Here is a 14,854-nt window from a genome sequence, read left to right as displayed (position 1 = left end):
AACAGACTTCAGATACGCCCCATACGCGCTCTTCTTCAGCTTCTCCGCCAGCGTCTCGAGCTGCCGTTCGCTGATATAGCCCATGTGGAAAGCCACTTCTTCCGGGCAGGCGATCTTGAAGCCCTGGCGCTTTTCCAGCGTGGCGACGAACTGTGCCGCTTCGAGCAGACTGTCCGGCGTACCGGTGTCCAGCCACGCAAAGCCGCGCCCCATCAGCTCCACCGACAGCTGTCCGCGCTCGAGATAGATCCGGTTGACGTCGGTAATCTCCAGCTCGCCGCGCGGGGACGGCTTGAGATTGGCGGCAATGTCGACCACCTGGCTGTCGTAGAAATAGAGACCCGTCACCGCCCAGTTGGAGCGCGGCCTGGCAGGCTTTTCCTCGATGCTGACGGCCCGCATCTGGCTGTCAAAATCGACGACACCATACCGCTCGGGATCGGTGACGTGATAGGCAAACACGCTGGCGCCGCTGCGACGCGACGTGGCGGTCCGCATCAGGTTGGGCAGGCCGTGCCCGTAGAAGATATTGTCGCCAAGCACCAGTGCCGATGGCCCCCCGGCCACGAAATCGGCGCCGATGACAAACGCCTCCGCCAGCCCGTTCGGCGCCGGCTGCTGCGCATAGGTGATGGAGATGCCCCATTGGTTTCCGTCGCCCAGCAGGCGCTTGAAACCCTCGGCATCGTGGGGCGTGGTGATGATCAGAATGTCGTTGATCCCTGCCAGCATCAGCGTCGTGAGCGGGTAGTAGATCATTGGCTTGTCATAGACAGGCATCAGCTGCTTGGAGATCGCGGCCGTGATCGGATGCAATCGCGTACCGCTGCCGCCCGCCAGAATTATGCCCTTCATGACCTCAGTTCTCCAACGCGATGCAATGGCTTTGACCCGTCATGATCCGGCCACCAGCCGCTTGACGGTATCGGCGGTCGACCTCTTCCAGTCCGGCATGACAATGCCGTGAACCTTGGCCAACAGCGCCGAGGACATCCGCGAATTGGCCGGGCGCCGCGCCGGTGTCGGGTAGTCCGCCGTCGCGATGCGCGTCACCCTGGGCGAGGGGCCGCCCAGCTCGGCCGAGCGCGCGAATATCTCGCAGGCGAAATCAGCCCAGCTCCCCTCCCCGCTTCCGGTCATGTGGAAAATTCCGCGCAGGCTGGCCTCGTCGGGACGAGCCATCAGGTTTCGTGCCACCCCGATCACGGCATCGGCAATATCGAGCGCCGATGTGGGATTGCCCACCTGGTCATCGACGACGCGCAGCTCCGGCCGGTCGGCACCGAGCCGCAGCATGGTCTTGAGGAAATTGTTGCCAAACGGGGAATAGACCCAGGCCGTCCGCAGGATCGCGTAGTCGTCGGTAGCCCTCGCCACGGCCTGCTCGCCGCCCAGCTTGCTGGCCCCATAGACACCCAGCGGCCCGGTCGTATCAGTTTCGACATAGGGCGTGGGCTTGCTGCCCTCGAAGACGTAGTCGGTCGACAAATGGACGATCGGCACGCCGAGCCTGGCCGCCGCGGCGGCCAAATGGCCCGGCGCCGTGGCATTGATCGCCCATGCGGCGTCAGCGTCAGTTTCGGCCCTGTCCACCGCCGTATAAGCGGCGGCCGAAACCACGACATCCGGTTTCGCCTGGCTCAGGACCGTTTCGGCATCCTCGGCCTGGCTGAGGTCAAACTCCGGCCGCCCGACGGCAATGACCGCAATGCCGGCCGCGCGGCCACGCTCCGCCAGGGCGGTCGCCACCTGCCCCGACTTGCCGGTCACCACCAGCCGCATCAGCCGACAGCCCGTTTGGCTTCGGGAAGCACACCGAGCCGGTCACCGGCATAGCTTTCCCGCAGCGGCTGCCACCACCATTCGTTATCCAGATACCAGTCGACCGTCTTCTCGATCCCGCTATCGAAGGTCTCCTGTGCCCGCCAACCCAGCTCCGTCTCGAGCTTGGTCGCATCGATGGCATAGCGCGCATCATGGCCCGGCCGGTCGGTGACGAAGCGGATCAGGCTCTCGCGCGGTTCGGCCAGCGGCCGCCGGCTATCGAGCACGCCGCAGATGCGGCGGACCACGTCGATATTGCGCCGCTCGTTGCGGCCGCCGACATTGTAGGTCTCCCCGATCCGCCCGCGCTCTATGATGGTATCAAGCGCCCGCGCATGGTCGTTGACATAGAGCCAGTCCCGCACATTCTCGCCACGGCCATAGACCGGCAGTGTCTTGCCTTCGAGCGCATTGAGCGTGGTCAGCGGGATCAGCTTTTCCGGGAAGTGATAGGGGCCATAATTGTTCGAGCAGTTGGACACCACCACCGGCAGTCCGTAGGTCCGCTCCCAGGATTTGGCCAGATGGTCGGACGCCGCCTTGGAGGCCGAATAGGGCGAACTCGGATCGTAGGGAGTCGTTTCCTCAAACAGCCCTTCGCTGCCCAACGAACCATAGACCTCGTCCGTCGAAACATGGAGCAGGCGGAACGCCGCGCGGGCGCTCGCATCGAGGCTGCCATAGTAGCCGCGAGCAACCTCCAGCAGCGTGAACGTGCCCAGCACATTGGTGCGGATGAAGTCTTCCGCCCCGGTGATCGAGCGGTCGACATGACTTTCGGCGGCCAGATGCATGACGCGGTTCGGGCGGAAGCTGCTGAATGCTTCCGTCATGGCCTGGCGGTCGCAGATATCGGCCTTGAGGAAACGGTGGTTCGCCCTGCCCTCGAGCAGCTTCAGCGAAGCCAGGTTGCCGGCATAGGTCAGCTTGTCGACCGTCAGCACCTCATAGCCCTTGTCGAGCACCAGGTGCCTGACCAGTTCCGAGCCGATAAATCCAGCGCCGCCGGTAACCAGAACCCTCACGAAACGGCCCCCATAAATTCGAAATAGTGTGGCAGATCGCGCAGCAGCGGCTGCTTCTGATCCTTGCCGGACAGCAGTGAGGGATCCACGAAGTCCGGCCAATCAACGCCGATATCGGGATCGTTCCACGCCACGCCGCGATCGGCGGCCGGATCGTAATAGGCCGTCACCTTGTAGGAAACCTGCGTATCCGGAACCAGGGTGCAGAACCCATGCAGGAAGCCGACAGGCACAAAGAGCTGATTGCCCTCATCCGAGGTCAGTGTGGCACTGACGAATTGTCCGAAGCTCGGCGAACCATGGCGAATATCGACGGCAACGTCGAAAATGGCGCCGGCAATACAGCGTACCAGCTTGCCCTGGGCGCTCGGTGCCGATTGAAAATGCAGCCCACGCAACACGCCGCGGCCACGGCTCAACGACTGGTTTTCCTGCACGAAGGCGACATCGGCAACATTCTGCACGAACCAGTCGCTGCGAAAGGTCTCGGAGAAATATCCGCGCTCGTCGCCATATCGCGAAGGGGTGATTTCCACCACGTCTTCGATGGCCAGCCTGCGTAACTTCATTGTTCAATCCGCCAAACTAATTGACTGCGGCGGTCAACACGCCAGACCTTGAGGCTGCTAGTGGCCCGACCCCACCACGAATTCCTTGCGGATGGTCAGCAGGATGATCTTGATATCCAGCCAGACCGAGAAATTGCAGACATAGGCGATATCGTGGTCGACCCGCGCCTTGGCCCGGCCGGCATTGTCTGTCGGCCCGCGAAAGCCATTGGCCTGCGCCCACCCGGTTACGCCGGGCAATACGCGCAGCCGCAGATCATAATAGGGCACCAGCTCGCGATAGCTGACGCCCGCCGCGTTCATGCCAGGCACATGCGGACGCGGGCCCACCAGAGACATGTCCCCGCGCAGCACATTGATCAATTGCGGCAGTTCATCGATGCTGGTTTTGCGCAGGAAGCGCCCCAGCGGAAAGACGCGCGGATCGTTTTCCACGGTCTGGGCCACGCCGCTGGCATCGCCGGCCGCTACATGCATGGAGCGGAACTTCAGAACTTCGAACAGGCGTCCGTCCAGGCCCTCGCGCTGTTGCCGAAAGAACACCGGACCAGGGCTGGTGATCTTGATCATCAGCGCACAGAGCACGAGCAGCGGCATCAGGACGAAAAGCGCCAGAAGCGACGCGGCAACGTCGATGACGCGCTTGATCTGCAACTCGGTAATCCGCTCCGGACCGAAATCCGGCACGGCCGGAACAGAATTCAACATGATCAGCGGTAAGCCGCTCTGGCGCGTGGTCGTCTGGCGACTGTCACGATCGACGCCATCCCATTCCCAGCGCCGCTCTACTGGCGGGGGCGCGCGGAAGATATCCACGCCAGCAGCGTCAAGGGGAAACCCCTGCACCCTGTCCATATCCGTCATGAGACCCACCTTTGCGCGCCTGCTGCATCAATTACCGCAAATACAACATACCAAAACACTAACGTTCCGCAAGTCCGCCACCCATGCATTCGATTTGCGAGGGTTAATCACCGCGAAGAAACGATGACAATGAAGTCACTATTTCAGCAGCAATACCCGGATTTTTGGCTATTTTGTTGCGATTTGTTAAGTATAGGCAATTTGCCATGCGCGAAATGCATGGGCTGCATCTAAAAATGGAGGCAACGAAAATCGCGCTAAAGAAACAGTAAGACAAAAAAAGAGGCCCACAAGGACCTCTCAATTTCTAGACAGCAACCCGAGAATATTACGGAGTGGTCGGGCTGGCAGGGTTTTCGTTGCCGCCTGCGGTATTCACGCCCGTCGCACTGGTCAACGCCGGGGCGATGGCCTGGGCAAAGAGTGGGTCTGCGGCATTGGCAGTCGCAATCTCACCACCCAGCGCAGTCTGCGTGGTGGCAAAGGAGGTTTCGTAAGCCGGCGACGTCACAGCGGCGACAACCACCTCTTCCAGCGCCGGATTGGCAGTAACCAGTGCGGTATAGCCAGGAAGCGCAGCAAAGCCCGCTGGCGTTACCAGACCTGCAAAGACCTGAAGCAGCGCCGCGCAACTAGTCGCGTCTTTGCTCGCACCGGTGCAGCTCTCTAGGATGTCAGCTTCAAGCGCTGCAATCAGCTCGTCGACTTCCGCGACTCCGGTTTCGAGCGCGAAGGCATTGGCCGAGCCAAACGAGAACACTGTGGCAAGCGCCAAGGTAGAAAAAATCCTGCGCATTTAACTAACCTTTACATCATTGCCGCACACCAAACTAATATGACCGGGGCGAATTGGTGTCAATCTGCAGTTCACATTGTTTAACCAACATACTTGTCTCTACAATGACAGTAGTGGCGCTAAAATGTGCAACAAGCAGCACCATTGGCGAGAATAGCGGCCTAAATGGTCAATTCTCCGCCCCAGCCATGCACTTCCGTCAAGGCTGCCACAGCAAAAATGCCTGCCACTGCGCCGGAGCGGCAGCGACAGGCGGAGCGCGCTTTTGCAGTGCCTAGCCGGCAACCCAACGCAGCGGGTTGGCAGAGGACATCATTTGAACCCTGTAGCCGGAGGCGCGCAGTTCCTTCACGGCGTTGGAGCGGTTGTCGAGTACGACGTCTCCACCGCTTGTCTTCACGACAAGGATCGCATGCGGCACGCCGCGTGGCGTGGCGGTGACCGCGATACGCAGCGAGCCTGCCGGCACGCCCATCTGAATAAGGGCGCTGCGCTTGCTCAACGCATAATCTTCGCAATCTCCGCTGCGCGGGTTCAAGGTCCAGATATCGGCACTTTCTCCCCGGTAGGAGATGGCGCGGTTGACCCGTTTGTTGACCTGGTCGAGGACCTTCATCAGGTCAGCCGTCAATCGAACCGACGACGCGCCGCGGGTGGCGCATTCGCCTTCGTACTTGCGGCAGAAGAAGGTCATGGCGGTCGGCGTGGCCGGCGCCATGCGGCGGACCTGATCGTTGTGCTGGGTGTTGGCAGACACGCCGGCGGTGAGGGCCATAAGAACCGCCATGCCGGCTGCAATCGACGTGAGTTTGATGTTCATTTGAGCCATCCCTGATGAGGTGATGGCTGCAGGATGCACGCGCCAAATTGCTGCCGAATTCGAAAATTCGATACAATTTTATTCAATTGCCGAGATTCCGGTCCCGACTGCGGCCTTCTGATATCCGCCCCCGGCGACGAGACGATTGAAACGGGCGGCGCAATTTCTCTCAAGCTGTCTGCGAACTTGATTCAATTGCCACCGGTCGGCCTGCCCGCACCGGCTGGCCCCTGCCCGCTCTGCGTGCTAGGCAGACGCGACTTTCCAGCGGAGACCTATACGTGTCCAGCCAGCCCGCAGACCGCATCAGCTTCGTCACGAATGGAACGCCGGAAGCCGATGCCGCCGCCGCGCGGCTCAAGGCCCGCTATGGGGATTACGCCATGGACGTGGCTGATGTCGTCGTCGCCCTGGGCGGCGATGGCCTCATGCTGCAGACCTTGCACCGCGTCATGCGCATGAGCGTTCCGGTCTATGGCATGAATTTCGGCTCGGTCGGTTTCATGATGAATACCTTCTCCGAGGACGACCTCGATCAGCGGCTTGCCTCTGTCCAGCGCACCCGCATCTTTCCACTCTCCATGCAGGTCCTCGATGCCTCGGGCCGGACCCAGTCCGCCCTTGCCCTCAACGAGGTGTCGCTGTTTCGCTCGACCTATCAGGCGGCCAAGATCCAGATCATCGTGGATGGCGAAACCCGGCTCGACGAACTGATCTGCGACGGCGTGCTGCTGTCGACCCCGGCTGGATCCACCGCCTACAATCTGTCGGCGCACGGTCCCATCCTGCCGATCGAGGCCGAGCTCCTGGCGCTGACGCCGATCTCGCCCTTCCGTCCGCGCCGCTGGCGTGGCGCCATCCTCTCCAACCGCGCCGAAGTCCGCTTCATCACGCGTGAAGCCGGCAAGCGGCCGGTCAGCGCCGTGGCCGACAATGTCGAGTTTCAGAATGTCCTGGAAGTCACGGTGCGGGAAGATCGCACCCATGGCGTGACCCTCCTGTTCGATCCGGGCACGAGCCTCGAAGAACGCGTCCTGAGCGAACAGTTCCGCTATTAGGCGGCGGGCAGCGCCAGCTGCTGGTCGGCCATCCCGGCCGGTAGGGCCATGGGCGTCACCGCATCCTGCGCAAAGGCCGCCATCACGCCGCGCGCCGCCTTGCGCGCCAGCAATATGTTCTGCTCGCTGAGATAGGCAAACGCTTCTTCCAGCTCTTCGGGGATAACGCCGCCATGCTCGGCGATCAGTTCCTCGGTCAGCGCCGTCACCACATAGTGGCGTGCCCCCGCGTCGTCCGCCAGGTCGGTGGCGCGCGCATGCAGCACCAGCCGGGCCAGCAGATTGCGCACCCCTTCCCCCAGTCCGCATCGCGAAAACAGGGCATTGAGCGCGACCCGGCTGCCATTCTCCAAAAGGGTGAAGACCTTGGCCCGCGGCGTCTGTGCCAGTTCGGCCAGGCAATCGGCGAAGAACATGACATGCCCGGTGACCACCGCATGCAGCAGCACCCTTGTATTGACCCTGTCGGTCCCGATCAGGGCCGCGACATAGCCGCCACCGGCCCGGCCCGCCTCGCGCTCGCCAATAGCTGTGAGCGCTGTGTCGCAACTGTCGCGCAGGACGCGCGCCAGCCGATCCTCGGGCAATGCGCCCTTGACGATCCGGGCGCCGCGCAGAGCCTCGGTCACCTTCTGCACCAGCAGCAGTCTTGCGGCGGCCGGCAGGTCCTTGCGCGCCAGCAGCGCGCCTCGCATCTCGGCCTGCTCGGCCAGTGACGTCGCCAGTTCCGATAGCAACGCATCGCCCAGCGCGATATCCATGCGGCGCAACAGCCGCAGCGTCACACTATTGTGCCCGCGCGCCACAATGGCCGCCGCCAGCCTGGGGCTGAGCCTGGCCCGCTGGCTCACCGCCACAAGCATCGAAAGGTCGAGGGCCTTGATCAGCCCGATGAGATCGGCGTCGATCAACACGGGAGAATACTGCATCACCGCGCGCGCAATAATGGCGCTGTCATGCAGCAGGGCCAGCATGATCGGGCGCGGCGCCTCGCTGGAATGCAGCAGTCCATAGGCAAGCGCGGCGCGCACCTTTACCGACGGATCATCGAGAAACCCGATCAGCGCCGCATAGAGGGCAGCCTGCTCGTCAGCCGGTCCGACATGATTGAGATAGGCGAGTGCCGAGAGATGCGCTGCGCTGCCGCGTTCCTCGCTGTCGAGCGAGCGAGACAGCGACACGAACTCTTGATACGCAACCATTCCACTCTCCGCACATCGGCAGAGTCACCCTAGGCGGGAAGATTTAAGGAACGGTTCACCATAGTGCGCGTGCGCTTGGTACGATGTGAGATGGAGCTAGATCGCCGTCGCGACAAAGGCGAACAACTGGCTGCCGCCCGTCCACAGGCCGGCCATGAACACCCAGCTTGCAAGCATGGCAGCCAGCACCAGCCATCCCCGGGAGAGGTGCAGGGCAGATCCAGCATGTGCAACACTTATCCGGCGCATATCGGTCTCCTGGCGATCGCAGGCACAGGCCCGCTCAACGTCCCCAATTACACGATGTCTCTCTTAACGCTCTATCTACGTCGCCATTTGCTATTTGAATAAAATCGTTCCGGAGGCGGGTAGTTCCGCCCATGGATACTATTGCGTAAACGGGCCGAATACCGACCGGTTCGCTATCGTGCATAAAGCTGCGTGAAAAACCCGCCGCCGTCCTCCGTGCCGGTTGCCGGGAGGCCCTCGGCCTCGTTCTTGAACAGGCCGGTAAACGACATGTTGGCCGGCGAAAAGCGCGAGGGAATGACCGGCACCTCTGGCGCGGCAGGCTGGCCGGCCATCTGCTGGGCAGCGAATGGCGCGCTGGTGCCGCCGGCGGCTTCATGCTTGGAGACCAGCACGCGATAGACGTCGCGGATGGTTCGCGGCTGTCCCTCGGAATAGAAGATCGTCCGGTTCGCGGCAGCCTGCTTCGGAAAGAGGTTGGCGGCAATCTGGTCGGGGTCCTGCAACCCCGCGGTGAACATCCGCTCGGCACCCTGCGCGCCCAGGAAGTGCGCAATGTAGAGCTCACCCGCACTGGGCATCCGCCCAAACCGGCCCTGGAGATAGTCGCCATTGGATTTGGTGAAGGCCGCAGCCAGGTCCGCCGCGACCCGCGGGTCCTCCCGCAATTTGAGGATCTCCGCCTTGAGCGCAGGATCGCTCACCGTGTAGTCCCCGCTGCTCGTGCGCGTGATATTGCTGGCAGTCTGGCCGTAGCCCAGGCGCGGGCCCTCTTCCTTCATCACCTGCAGCCATGTGCCTTCGAGGAATTGAAACAACCCGACGGCCGAAGAAGTCTGCGCCTTGGCTTGCGGATTGAGGCTGCTTTCGCGCATGGCGGTCTGCAGCAGATAGTCGAAATCCACGCCATTCCGGTCGCCGGCGGCCGTCAGCACATAGGCCAGGCTTTGTGGCACGGAAATTGGCTGTACGCCCATCGCAAGGCTCGTCCCGCAGAATCGCTAACGGCCCCATAAGGGCATGCCAAAGGTTAACTCCCTGTTAACCAATTCGACCCTGGTGCTACTGCTGATCGAGACCCCAGTGGCTGACGATTTCGGACAGGGCCGGACGCGGCCGGTCTTCCAGGGTCGTGGTCGGCGTGCCGATATGCACAAAGCCCACGAAGCGCTCCCCCGCCCCGACCCCCAGCATTGCCGCGGCCTCCGCGTCGAACGTGTACCACCGCGTCACCCAGGAAGCGCCGAACCCCAGGGCAAAGGCGGCGTGCAGCAGGTTGAACGCCACATTGCCCGCCGACAGCAATTGCTCGAATTCCGGTACCTTGGGATGCGGCTTGGGCGACGAAATAACGCCGATGGTCAGCGGCGCCGGCAGAAAACGCTGCCGCTCGATCTCGATGCTGGCCTCATCGATGCCCGGATTGTTGCGCGCAAAAATCCCGGCCAGCCTCTCGCCCGCCTGCACCCGGGCCTCCCCCTCGATCACGATCAGCCGCCAGGGCGTAATCTTGCCATGGTCAGGCACCCGCGTCCCGATGGTCAGGATCTGCTCAAGCTCGCTGGCATTCGGCCCCGGCTCCTTGAGAAAGGCAATGCCCACCGAACGGCGGGTCAGCAGATAGTCACGCAGGGCAGGATTGGCAGGCATCGTCTGGCTCCGTTCTGCGCGAGCAATAGCTGCAACCATGCCCGGACGCCAGAAGCTGGGGCAAATTCTGCTCCCGACAGCATTGCGGTGTTTTCATCCTGCGAGGTCTGTGACACAGCTTTTCCCCAATCGCCGCCTAAGACGGCACGACTGATTCAGTCAGCTCGGCCATGGAGACCAGATGCGCTTGCGACCAATACTAGCCCTCCTGCTCGTGCTGGCTATCGCGGCGCCCGCCCTCCCCTCGATCGCCACCGTTGCGAGCGCGCAGGAGAGCACCGCGGAAATGCCGCCAATGCCGCGCCCGCGGCCGGACCCCGAGAGCCTGTCCGCGCGCCCCGCCAGCGGAGCTGGGCAGCCCGCCACGCCGGCCACCGAAGCCATCGCCGCCCTCACGTCCGCGCCGCAGCCGGTCACGTTGAGCGCCCGCATCACCCAGGACGGCGCGCCAATCCCTGACGGCCTGGTCTGGCGCATCTTCGATACGCAACCCGATGCCAGCGGTGAACTTGCGCTTGTCGCCAAGTCCGATCTAGGCGCGCCGACGGTGGAACTCCCCCCCGGCGAATACGTCGTCCACGTGGCCTATGGCCGGGCGCAGACCAGCGAACCCCTGTCGGTTGCGCCAGGCACCAACGAAAAGGCCTTCATCCTTGAGGCTGGCGCGCTTCGGCTCAATTCGGCCGTCACCGGCGATATCGCCATCCCCACCGACCAGCTGAAGTTCGATATCTTCACTGCAGGCGATGCCGGCGATCGCACCCTCGTCGCCGAAGGCCTGCTGCCCAACGATATCGTCACCCTCAATGCCGGCACGTATCACATCGTCTCCTACTTCGGCACGGTGAACGCCGTGGTTCGCGCCGACCTCCGGGTGGAGCCGGGCCAGTTGACCGACGCAACGCTCTATCACCATGCCAGCGAGGTCTCGTTCAAGCTGGTGTCCGAGGAAGGCGGCGAAGCCATTGCGGATGTGGAATGGACGATCAAGACCGCCGACGGCGCCACGGTTTTCTCCGAACTGGGCGCCTTCCCTTCGACCGTGCTGGCCGAGGGCGACTACCTCGTTCTCGCCAAGCAGGGTGAACAGGTCTTCAATCGCGAGTTTCAGGTCCAGGCCGGATCGGTCCGCGAGATCGAAGTGCTGACCACGGTCTATTGACCTTCGGCGCAACGCGGTTTGCCTATTGAAGCGGCGCGGCCGATGGCCCAAATTGCCGCCAACCAAAGCGGGAGAGAATTATCATGCTGTTCAGCACCACGGTCCGGCAGCGCCTGGGCATTCTTGCCACTGCCAGCCTCTTGAGCGTTGCCCTGCCGGCGGGAGCGGCATTGGCGCAAAAGACCAAGGCCAAGCCCGCTCCGGCGGCGGAAACCACCGCCGCGGCATCCAGCTTCAACGTCGAAATTCCCACCATCGACGCCATCAATTCCAATGTCGATGACGATACGCTCCGCGCCATCTTCAGCGGCGCCCTTGCTGAAAACGCTGACGCGCTGGCAGGGCTGACCGCCAGCAGCATCACCATTCCCGAGATTGTGCTGGCGACCACCACCACGATTGATGGCGAGACCAGCCAAGCCACGATCGTCTTCTCCGATCTTGAGCTGTCCGACATCACCGACGGCACTGCCGCATCGGTAACCCTGTCCGGCATGACGGTGGACGCCGGCGCCGACGGCTCTGCCGATTTTGGCGTGCTTTCGGCCGCCGACTTCAATATCGGCGGCGTATTGGGGCTTTACGGCCTGGTCGACGGCGATGGGCAGAGCGAACTCGAGACCATCTACACCGATTTCAGCTTCGAAGGCGGCACCTTCGAGGCGCCCGATGTGAGCTGCACCATGGGCGCCATGACCGTCGCCGAATTCAAGGCCCGCCCACTCAACTACTCCTTCACCGATATTATGGCGCTGGCCGAATCCCTCGAAGCGCAGGACGAGGACCCATCTCCCGAGACGGTCGGGGCCGCGCTGCGCATGTATGTGGACCTGTTCACCGCCTTCGAAACCTCGCCGGCCGAGTTCGAGGGCTTCGACTGCTCCGGCGTCGATGACGAAGACCGGCCGGTGAGCTTCACCGTCGCCGGCATGTCGATGGGCGGCATGAGCCCTGGCATCTATCCATCCATCGCCATGGACGGCCTGGACATCACCGTGGAGGATGATGGCACGGTTCAGGTCGGCAACATCACCATCAAGGAAATGGACTTCAGCGGTCCGATCGCGGCCATCCAGGCGGCACCTGACGCCATTGATGAAGACTGGTTCATGGCCAATGCCCGCGCGCTGGTCCCGGCTTTCGGCGGCTTTTCCTTCAGCGACGTGGTCGTTGACGTTCCCGATCCGGACAGCGATGGCGAGCGGATTTCTGCCAGTATCGGCGCTTTCGACCTGACGCTCGGCGGCTACTTCAACGGCATTCCCACCGACCTGCTGACCACTGCCAGCAATGTCGTGATCGACCTGCCGAAAAATACCGAGGACGAGCAGATCAAGCAATTGATCGATCTGGGTGTCACCAATATCGACGCGGGCTTTGCCATCGACGCCTCATGGAATGAAGCCGAGAACACAATCGCGGTCGATGAAGTCTCGATAACGGGCGCGAACCTGGCGACCATCGCCCTCGCCGGCACCATCACCAATGCCAGCGATGCACTGTTCAGCGTGAACGAGGACGAAGCTCTTGCCGCGGCCATGGCCGTGGCCATCGGCCACCTCAAGCTCGACATCACCGATTCCGGTCTCGCCGATATCATTCTGGCGCGCGTGGCCGCCGATCAGGGTTCCGACCCGGCCACCATGCGGCCGGTCTTCGCCGGGCTAGCCGAAGGCACTGTCGTTGGCCTGCTGGCCGGCGCCGCCGAAGCCCAGAAGGTCGGCGCGGCCCTCAATACCTTTGTGAGCGGCACGGCCAAATACCTCACGATCGAGATGACGGCCAAGGAGGCCCCCGGCCTGGGCCTGCTGGACTTCATTGCTGCCGAGAGTGACCCCACGGTGCTCATTGGCAAAGTGACCATCGACGCCACCGCAAAATAACATGAGCAAAGGGCCGCTTCGCAGCGGCCCTTCTTCTTCAGGCGACCTCCCGGGCCGCAATACTCATGCCCCAGGCCAACAGCGCCTGCGCGACCTCGGGCGTACTGCCCTCGACATAACAGCGCAGTTCGGGCGCATTGCCCGAAGCCCGAAAATGCACCATGTCCCCTGCCGCGGTGCGAAACTGCAGCCCATCGATCATAGACAGGCCGGCAATGCCATGCGGCGCGAACAGCTGCTGGGCATAGACTGAGTCCTCGGCCAGCCGGGACAGGAATGCCCCGCTACGCTCGCCGGGAACCTCCTGCAGTCGGTCGGCCAGCGCATGCTGGAGCGGCAAGGCACCAACCAGTTCGTCAACCGTCCTGCGCTGTGCCGCAGCCAATCCCAGCGCGCACAGGATCGGCAGCACCGCATCCCGCGTCGCCAGCGGCGCCAGCGGACGGCCTTCCACAGTCACCCCCTCGCCAACAAACGTTCCGCCATTCGCCTCGAACCCGACCACGGCACCGCCCGCATGGCCCATGGCTTCCACGACATAGGGCGATCCAACCCGCGTGCGCACGACGCTACCGAAAAACCCGGTGCGCTCGATGGCCGAATTGGACGTCACCGGCGTGACCACCGTATCGGCGCCCAGATATTGCGCTGCCAGCAGGCCAAGCACGTCGCCACGCACGAATTGCCCCCTGCCATCCATCAGCAGCGGCCGGTCGCCATCGCCATCCGCCGAGACAATCGCGTCCAGCCCATGCTGCGCAACCCAGCCGGGCAGTGGCGCAAATACCGCGTCGCCGAAGGCCTCGGTATCCACAGCCACGAAGCTCTCCGTCCGCCCCAGGCTGACGATCTCGGCGCCGAAATGCCGGAGTATCCCCGCCAGCACGTCGCGCGCCACGCTGGAATGTTCAAACACCCCGATCCGCCAGTCCGCCAGCGCCCCAGCAGGCAGCAACCCGGCAAATCGCTCGAAATAGCGCGCCTCCGCCGCCACGGCCTCGTCGGCAACGGCAACACCCAGCTCTCCGACCGCCTCATCCCGCAGCGCAGCAAGAATGCCCGCCTCGTCCGCCTTGCTGATTTCCCCGCTCGGCAGGTAGAATTTCAGCCCGTTGCGGTCGGCTGGAATATGGCTGCCCGTGACCATGATGGCCGCGCAGCCCGCCGCCATCGCGTGGCAGGCCAGCGCCGGCGTCGGGATGGTTCCGCAATCGACTGGCTCGAGGCCCGCCGCGTCTATCGCCGCCGCGCAATCGGCAGCAATAGTGGGGCTCGACTGGCGGAAATCGCGTCCGAGGAAAACCCTGCCGCCCCCGCTCTGGCCCAGCCCCGCCACATGCCGCAGAAACGCCGCCGTATAGCGCCGGGCCGCCTGCCCCTCCAGGTCCGACGACAGGCCGCGCAGACCGCTGGTGCCAAATTTGAGGCTGCTCGCTGCCAATCGCGTCTCTCCTGCTCTCACATATAGCCGTGATAGGTCTTGAACCATGCTACGAAGCGCGCCACCCCGACGTCTATCGGGGTTTGCGGCATTGCACCTATGAGCGCCTGCAGCAATCTCGTGTCGGATTCGGTCGCCACCACATCGCCCGGCTGCATCGGCAGCAGGTTGAGCCGCGCCTTTACGCCTAACGCCCGCTCCAGCGCACCGATGAAGTCCATCAGTTCCGTTGGCTGCCCACCCCCGATATTGACGATCCGAAACGGCGCCACCGCCGAGAGGCTGTCATGCGCCACGGCCTTGCCCAGCTC

Annotated in this window: 15 protein-coding genes and 1 pseudogene; 3 read left to right on the top strand and 13 right to left on the bottom strand. The window is 63.1% G+C overall.

The window, feature by feature from the left end:
* The 7 genes from rfbA to V6M52_RS03360 form a co-directional block, all read right to left on the bottom strand.
* Positions 1–855, bottom strand: an 855-nt coding sequence (gene rfbA / locus V6M52_RS03390; RefSeq protein ID WP_332699440.1) for a glucose-1-phosphate thymidylyltransferase RfbA, incomplete at its 3' end; no start/stop codon positions are given.
* A gap of 39 nt (positions 856–894) precedes the next feature.
* Positions 895–1,782: a dTDP-4-dehydrorhamnose reductase gene (rfbD, locus tag V6M52_RS03385; RefSeq protein ID WP_332699437.1), complete on the bottom strand. Its 888-nt coding sequence runs from the start codon at positions 1,780–1,782 to the stop codon at positions 895–897.
* Positions 1,782–2,849 (bottom strand): dTDP-glucose 4,6-dehydratase, encoded by a 1,068-nt coding sequence (rfbB, locus tag V6M52_RS03380; protein WP_332699434.1) that lies wholly within the window; start codon positions 2,847–2,849, stop codon positions 1,782–1,784. Before rfbB ends, rfbD begins: the two co-directional genes overlap by 1 nt.
* Positions 2,846–3,418, bottom strand: a complete 573-nt coding sequence (gene rfbC / locus V6M52_RS03375; RefSeq protein ID WP_332689578.1) for a dTDP-4-dehydrorhamnose 3,5-epimerase — start codon at positions 3,416–3,418, stop codon at positions 2,846–2,848. The genes rfbB and rfbC overlap by 4 nt, the downstream gene beginning before the upstream one ends.
* Before the next feature lie 57 nt (positions 3,419–3,475).
* Positions 3,476–4,126 carry a sugar transferase gene (locus V6M52_RS03370; protein WP_442881805.1) on the bottom strand — a complete coding sequence of 217 codons (651 nt, stop codon included), beginning with the start codon at positions 4,124–4,126 and terminating at the stop codon, positions 3,476–3,478.
* A gap of 484 nt (positions 4,127–4,610) precedes the next feature.
* A complete protein-coding gene (locus V6M52_RS03365) occupies positions 4,611–5,078 on the bottom strand; it encodes a hypothetical protein (RefSeq protein WP_332689584.1) in 468 nt (155 codons plus the stop codon).
* A gap of 274 nt (positions 5,079–5,352) precedes the next feature.
* Complete coding sequence (locus V6M52_RS03360) at positions 5,353–5,898, bottom strand: transglutaminase-like cysteine peptidase (protein WP_332689587.1); 546 nt, start codon at positions 5,896–5,898, stop codon at positions 5,353–5,355.
* Between the two features lie 281 nt (positions 5,899–6,179).
* Here V6M52_RS03360 and V6M52_RS03355 point away from each other — a divergent pair, with 281 nt between their 5' ends.
* Positions 6,180–6,956: an NAD kinase gene (locus V6M52_RS03355; RefSeq protein ID WP_332689590.1), complete on the top strand. Its 777-nt coding sequence runs from the start codon at positions 6,180–6,182 to the stop codon at positions 6,954–6,956.
* Here V6M52_RS03355 and V6M52_RS03350 read toward each other — a convergent pair.
* From V6M52_RS03350 to V6M52_RS03335, 4 genes are all read right to left on the bottom strand, one after another.
* Positions 6,953–8,158, bottom strand: a complete 1,206-nt coding sequence (locus V6M52_RS03350) for a DUF2336 domain-containing protein (protein ID WP_332699431.1) — start codon at positions 8,156–8,158, stop codon at positions 6,953–6,955. The two genes, V6M52_RS03355 and V6M52_RS03350, sit on opposite strands and share 4 nt — an antisense overlap.
* Positions 8,159–8,254: 96 nt before the next feature.
* Positions 8,255–8,407, bottom strand: a complete 153-nt coding sequence (locus V6M52_RS03345; protein ID WP_332699428.1) for a hypothetical protein — start codon at positions 8,405–8,407, stop codon at positions 8,255–8,257.
* Between the two features lie 173 nt (positions 8,408–8,580).
* A complete protein-coding gene (locus V6M52_RS03340) occupies positions 8,581–9,384 on the bottom strand; it encodes a transglycosylase SLT domain-containing protein (protein WP_332699425.1) in 804 nt (267 codons plus the stop codon).
* A gap of 85 nt (positions 9,385–9,469) precedes the next feature.
* Positions 9,470–10,057 (bottom strand): nitroreductase family protein, encoded by a 588-nt coding sequence (locus tag V6M52_RS03335; protein WP_332689602.1) that lies wholly within the window; start codon positions 10,055–10,057, stop codon positions 9,470–9,472.
* Between the two features lie 181 nt (positions 10,058–10,238).
* Between V6M52_RS03335 and V6M52_RS03330 the strand changes: the two genes are divergently transcribed.
* Positions 10,239–11,219: a hypothetical protein gene (locus V6M52_RS03330; RefSeq protein ID WP_332689605.1), complete on the top strand. Its 981-nt coding sequence runs from the start codon at positions 10,239–10,241 to the stop codon at positions 11,217–11,219.
* Between the two features lie 83 nt (positions 11,220–11,302).
* Complete coding sequence (locus V6M52_RS03325; RefSeq protein WP_332699422.1) at positions 11,303–13,102, top strand: hypothetical protein; 1,800 nt, start codon at positions 11,303–11,305, stop codon at positions 13,100–13,102.
* A gap of 37 nt (positions 13,103–13,139) precedes the next feature.
* On the opposite strand, the gene V6M52_RS03320 is transcribed toward V6M52_RS03325, so the two are convergent.
* Positions 13,140–14,543, bottom strand: coding sequence for a phosphomannomutase (locus tag V6M52_RS03320; RefSeq protein ID WP_332699419.1), 1,404 nt, complete (start codon positions 14,541–14,543; stop codon positions 13,140–13,142).
* A gap of 17 nt (positions 14,544–14,560) precedes the next feature.
* Positions 14,561–14,854: pseudogene (locus V6M52_RS03315) on the bottom strand (hypothetical protein); the annotation flags it as partial.

The organism is Devosia sp., assembly GCF_036676215.1.
In the GTDB taxonomy this organism is placed as follows: Bacteria; Pseudomonadota; Alphaproteobacteria; order Rhizobiales; family Devosiaceae; genus Devosia.
The sequence above is the reverse complement of the archived record's forward strand: the minus strand, read 5'-3'. Positions and strand labels throughout refer to the sequence as shown.

Bases quoted from the DNA above. Each gene is read 5' to 3' on its own strand.
- rfbD (WP_332699437.1), bottom strand. From the start codon at position 1,782: ATGCGGCTGGTGGTGACCGGCAAGTCGGGGCAGGTGGCGACCGCCCTG.
- rfbC (WP_332689578.1), bottom strand. From the start codon at position 3,418: ATGAAGTTACGCAGGCTGGCCATCGAAGACGTGGTGGAAATCACCCCT.
- V6M52_RS03370 (WP_442881805.1), bottom strand. From the start codon at position 4,126: ATGTTGAATTCTGTTCCGGCCGTGCCGGATTTCGGTCCGGAGCGGATT.
- V6M52_RS03365 (WP_332689584.1), bottom strand. From the start codon at position 5,078: ATGCGCAGGATTTTTTCTACCTTGGCGCTTGCCACAGTGTTCTCGTTT.
- V6M52_RS03360 (WP_332689587.1), bottom strand. From the start codon at position 5,898: ATGAACATCAAACTCACGTCGATTGCAGCCGGCATGGCGGTTCTTATG.
- V6M52_RS03350 (WP_332699431.1), bottom strand. From the start codon at position 8,158: ATGGTTGCGTATCAAGAGTTCGTGTCGCTGTCTCGCTCGCTCGACAGC.
- V6M52_RS03345 (WP_332699428.1), bottom strand. From the start codon at position 8,407: ATGCGCCGGATAAGTGTTGCACATGCTGGATCTGCCCTGCACCTCTCC.
- V6M52_RS03340 (WP_332699425.1), bottom strand. From the start codon at position 9,384: ATGGGCGTACAGCCAATTTCCGTGCCACAAAGCCTGGCCTATGTGCTG.
- V6M52_RS03335 (WP_332689602.1), bottom strand. From the start codon at position 10,057: ATGCCTGCCAATCCTGCCCTGCGTGACTATCTGCTGACCCGCCGTTCG.
- V6M52_RS03330 (WP_332689605.1), top strand. From the start codon at position 10,239: ATGCGCTTGCGACCAATACTAGCCCTCCTGCTCGTGCTGGCTATCGCG.
- V6M52_RS03325 (WP_332699422.1), top strand. From the start codon at position 11,303: ATGCTGTTCAGCACCACGGTCCGGCAGCGCCTGGGCATTCTTGCCACT.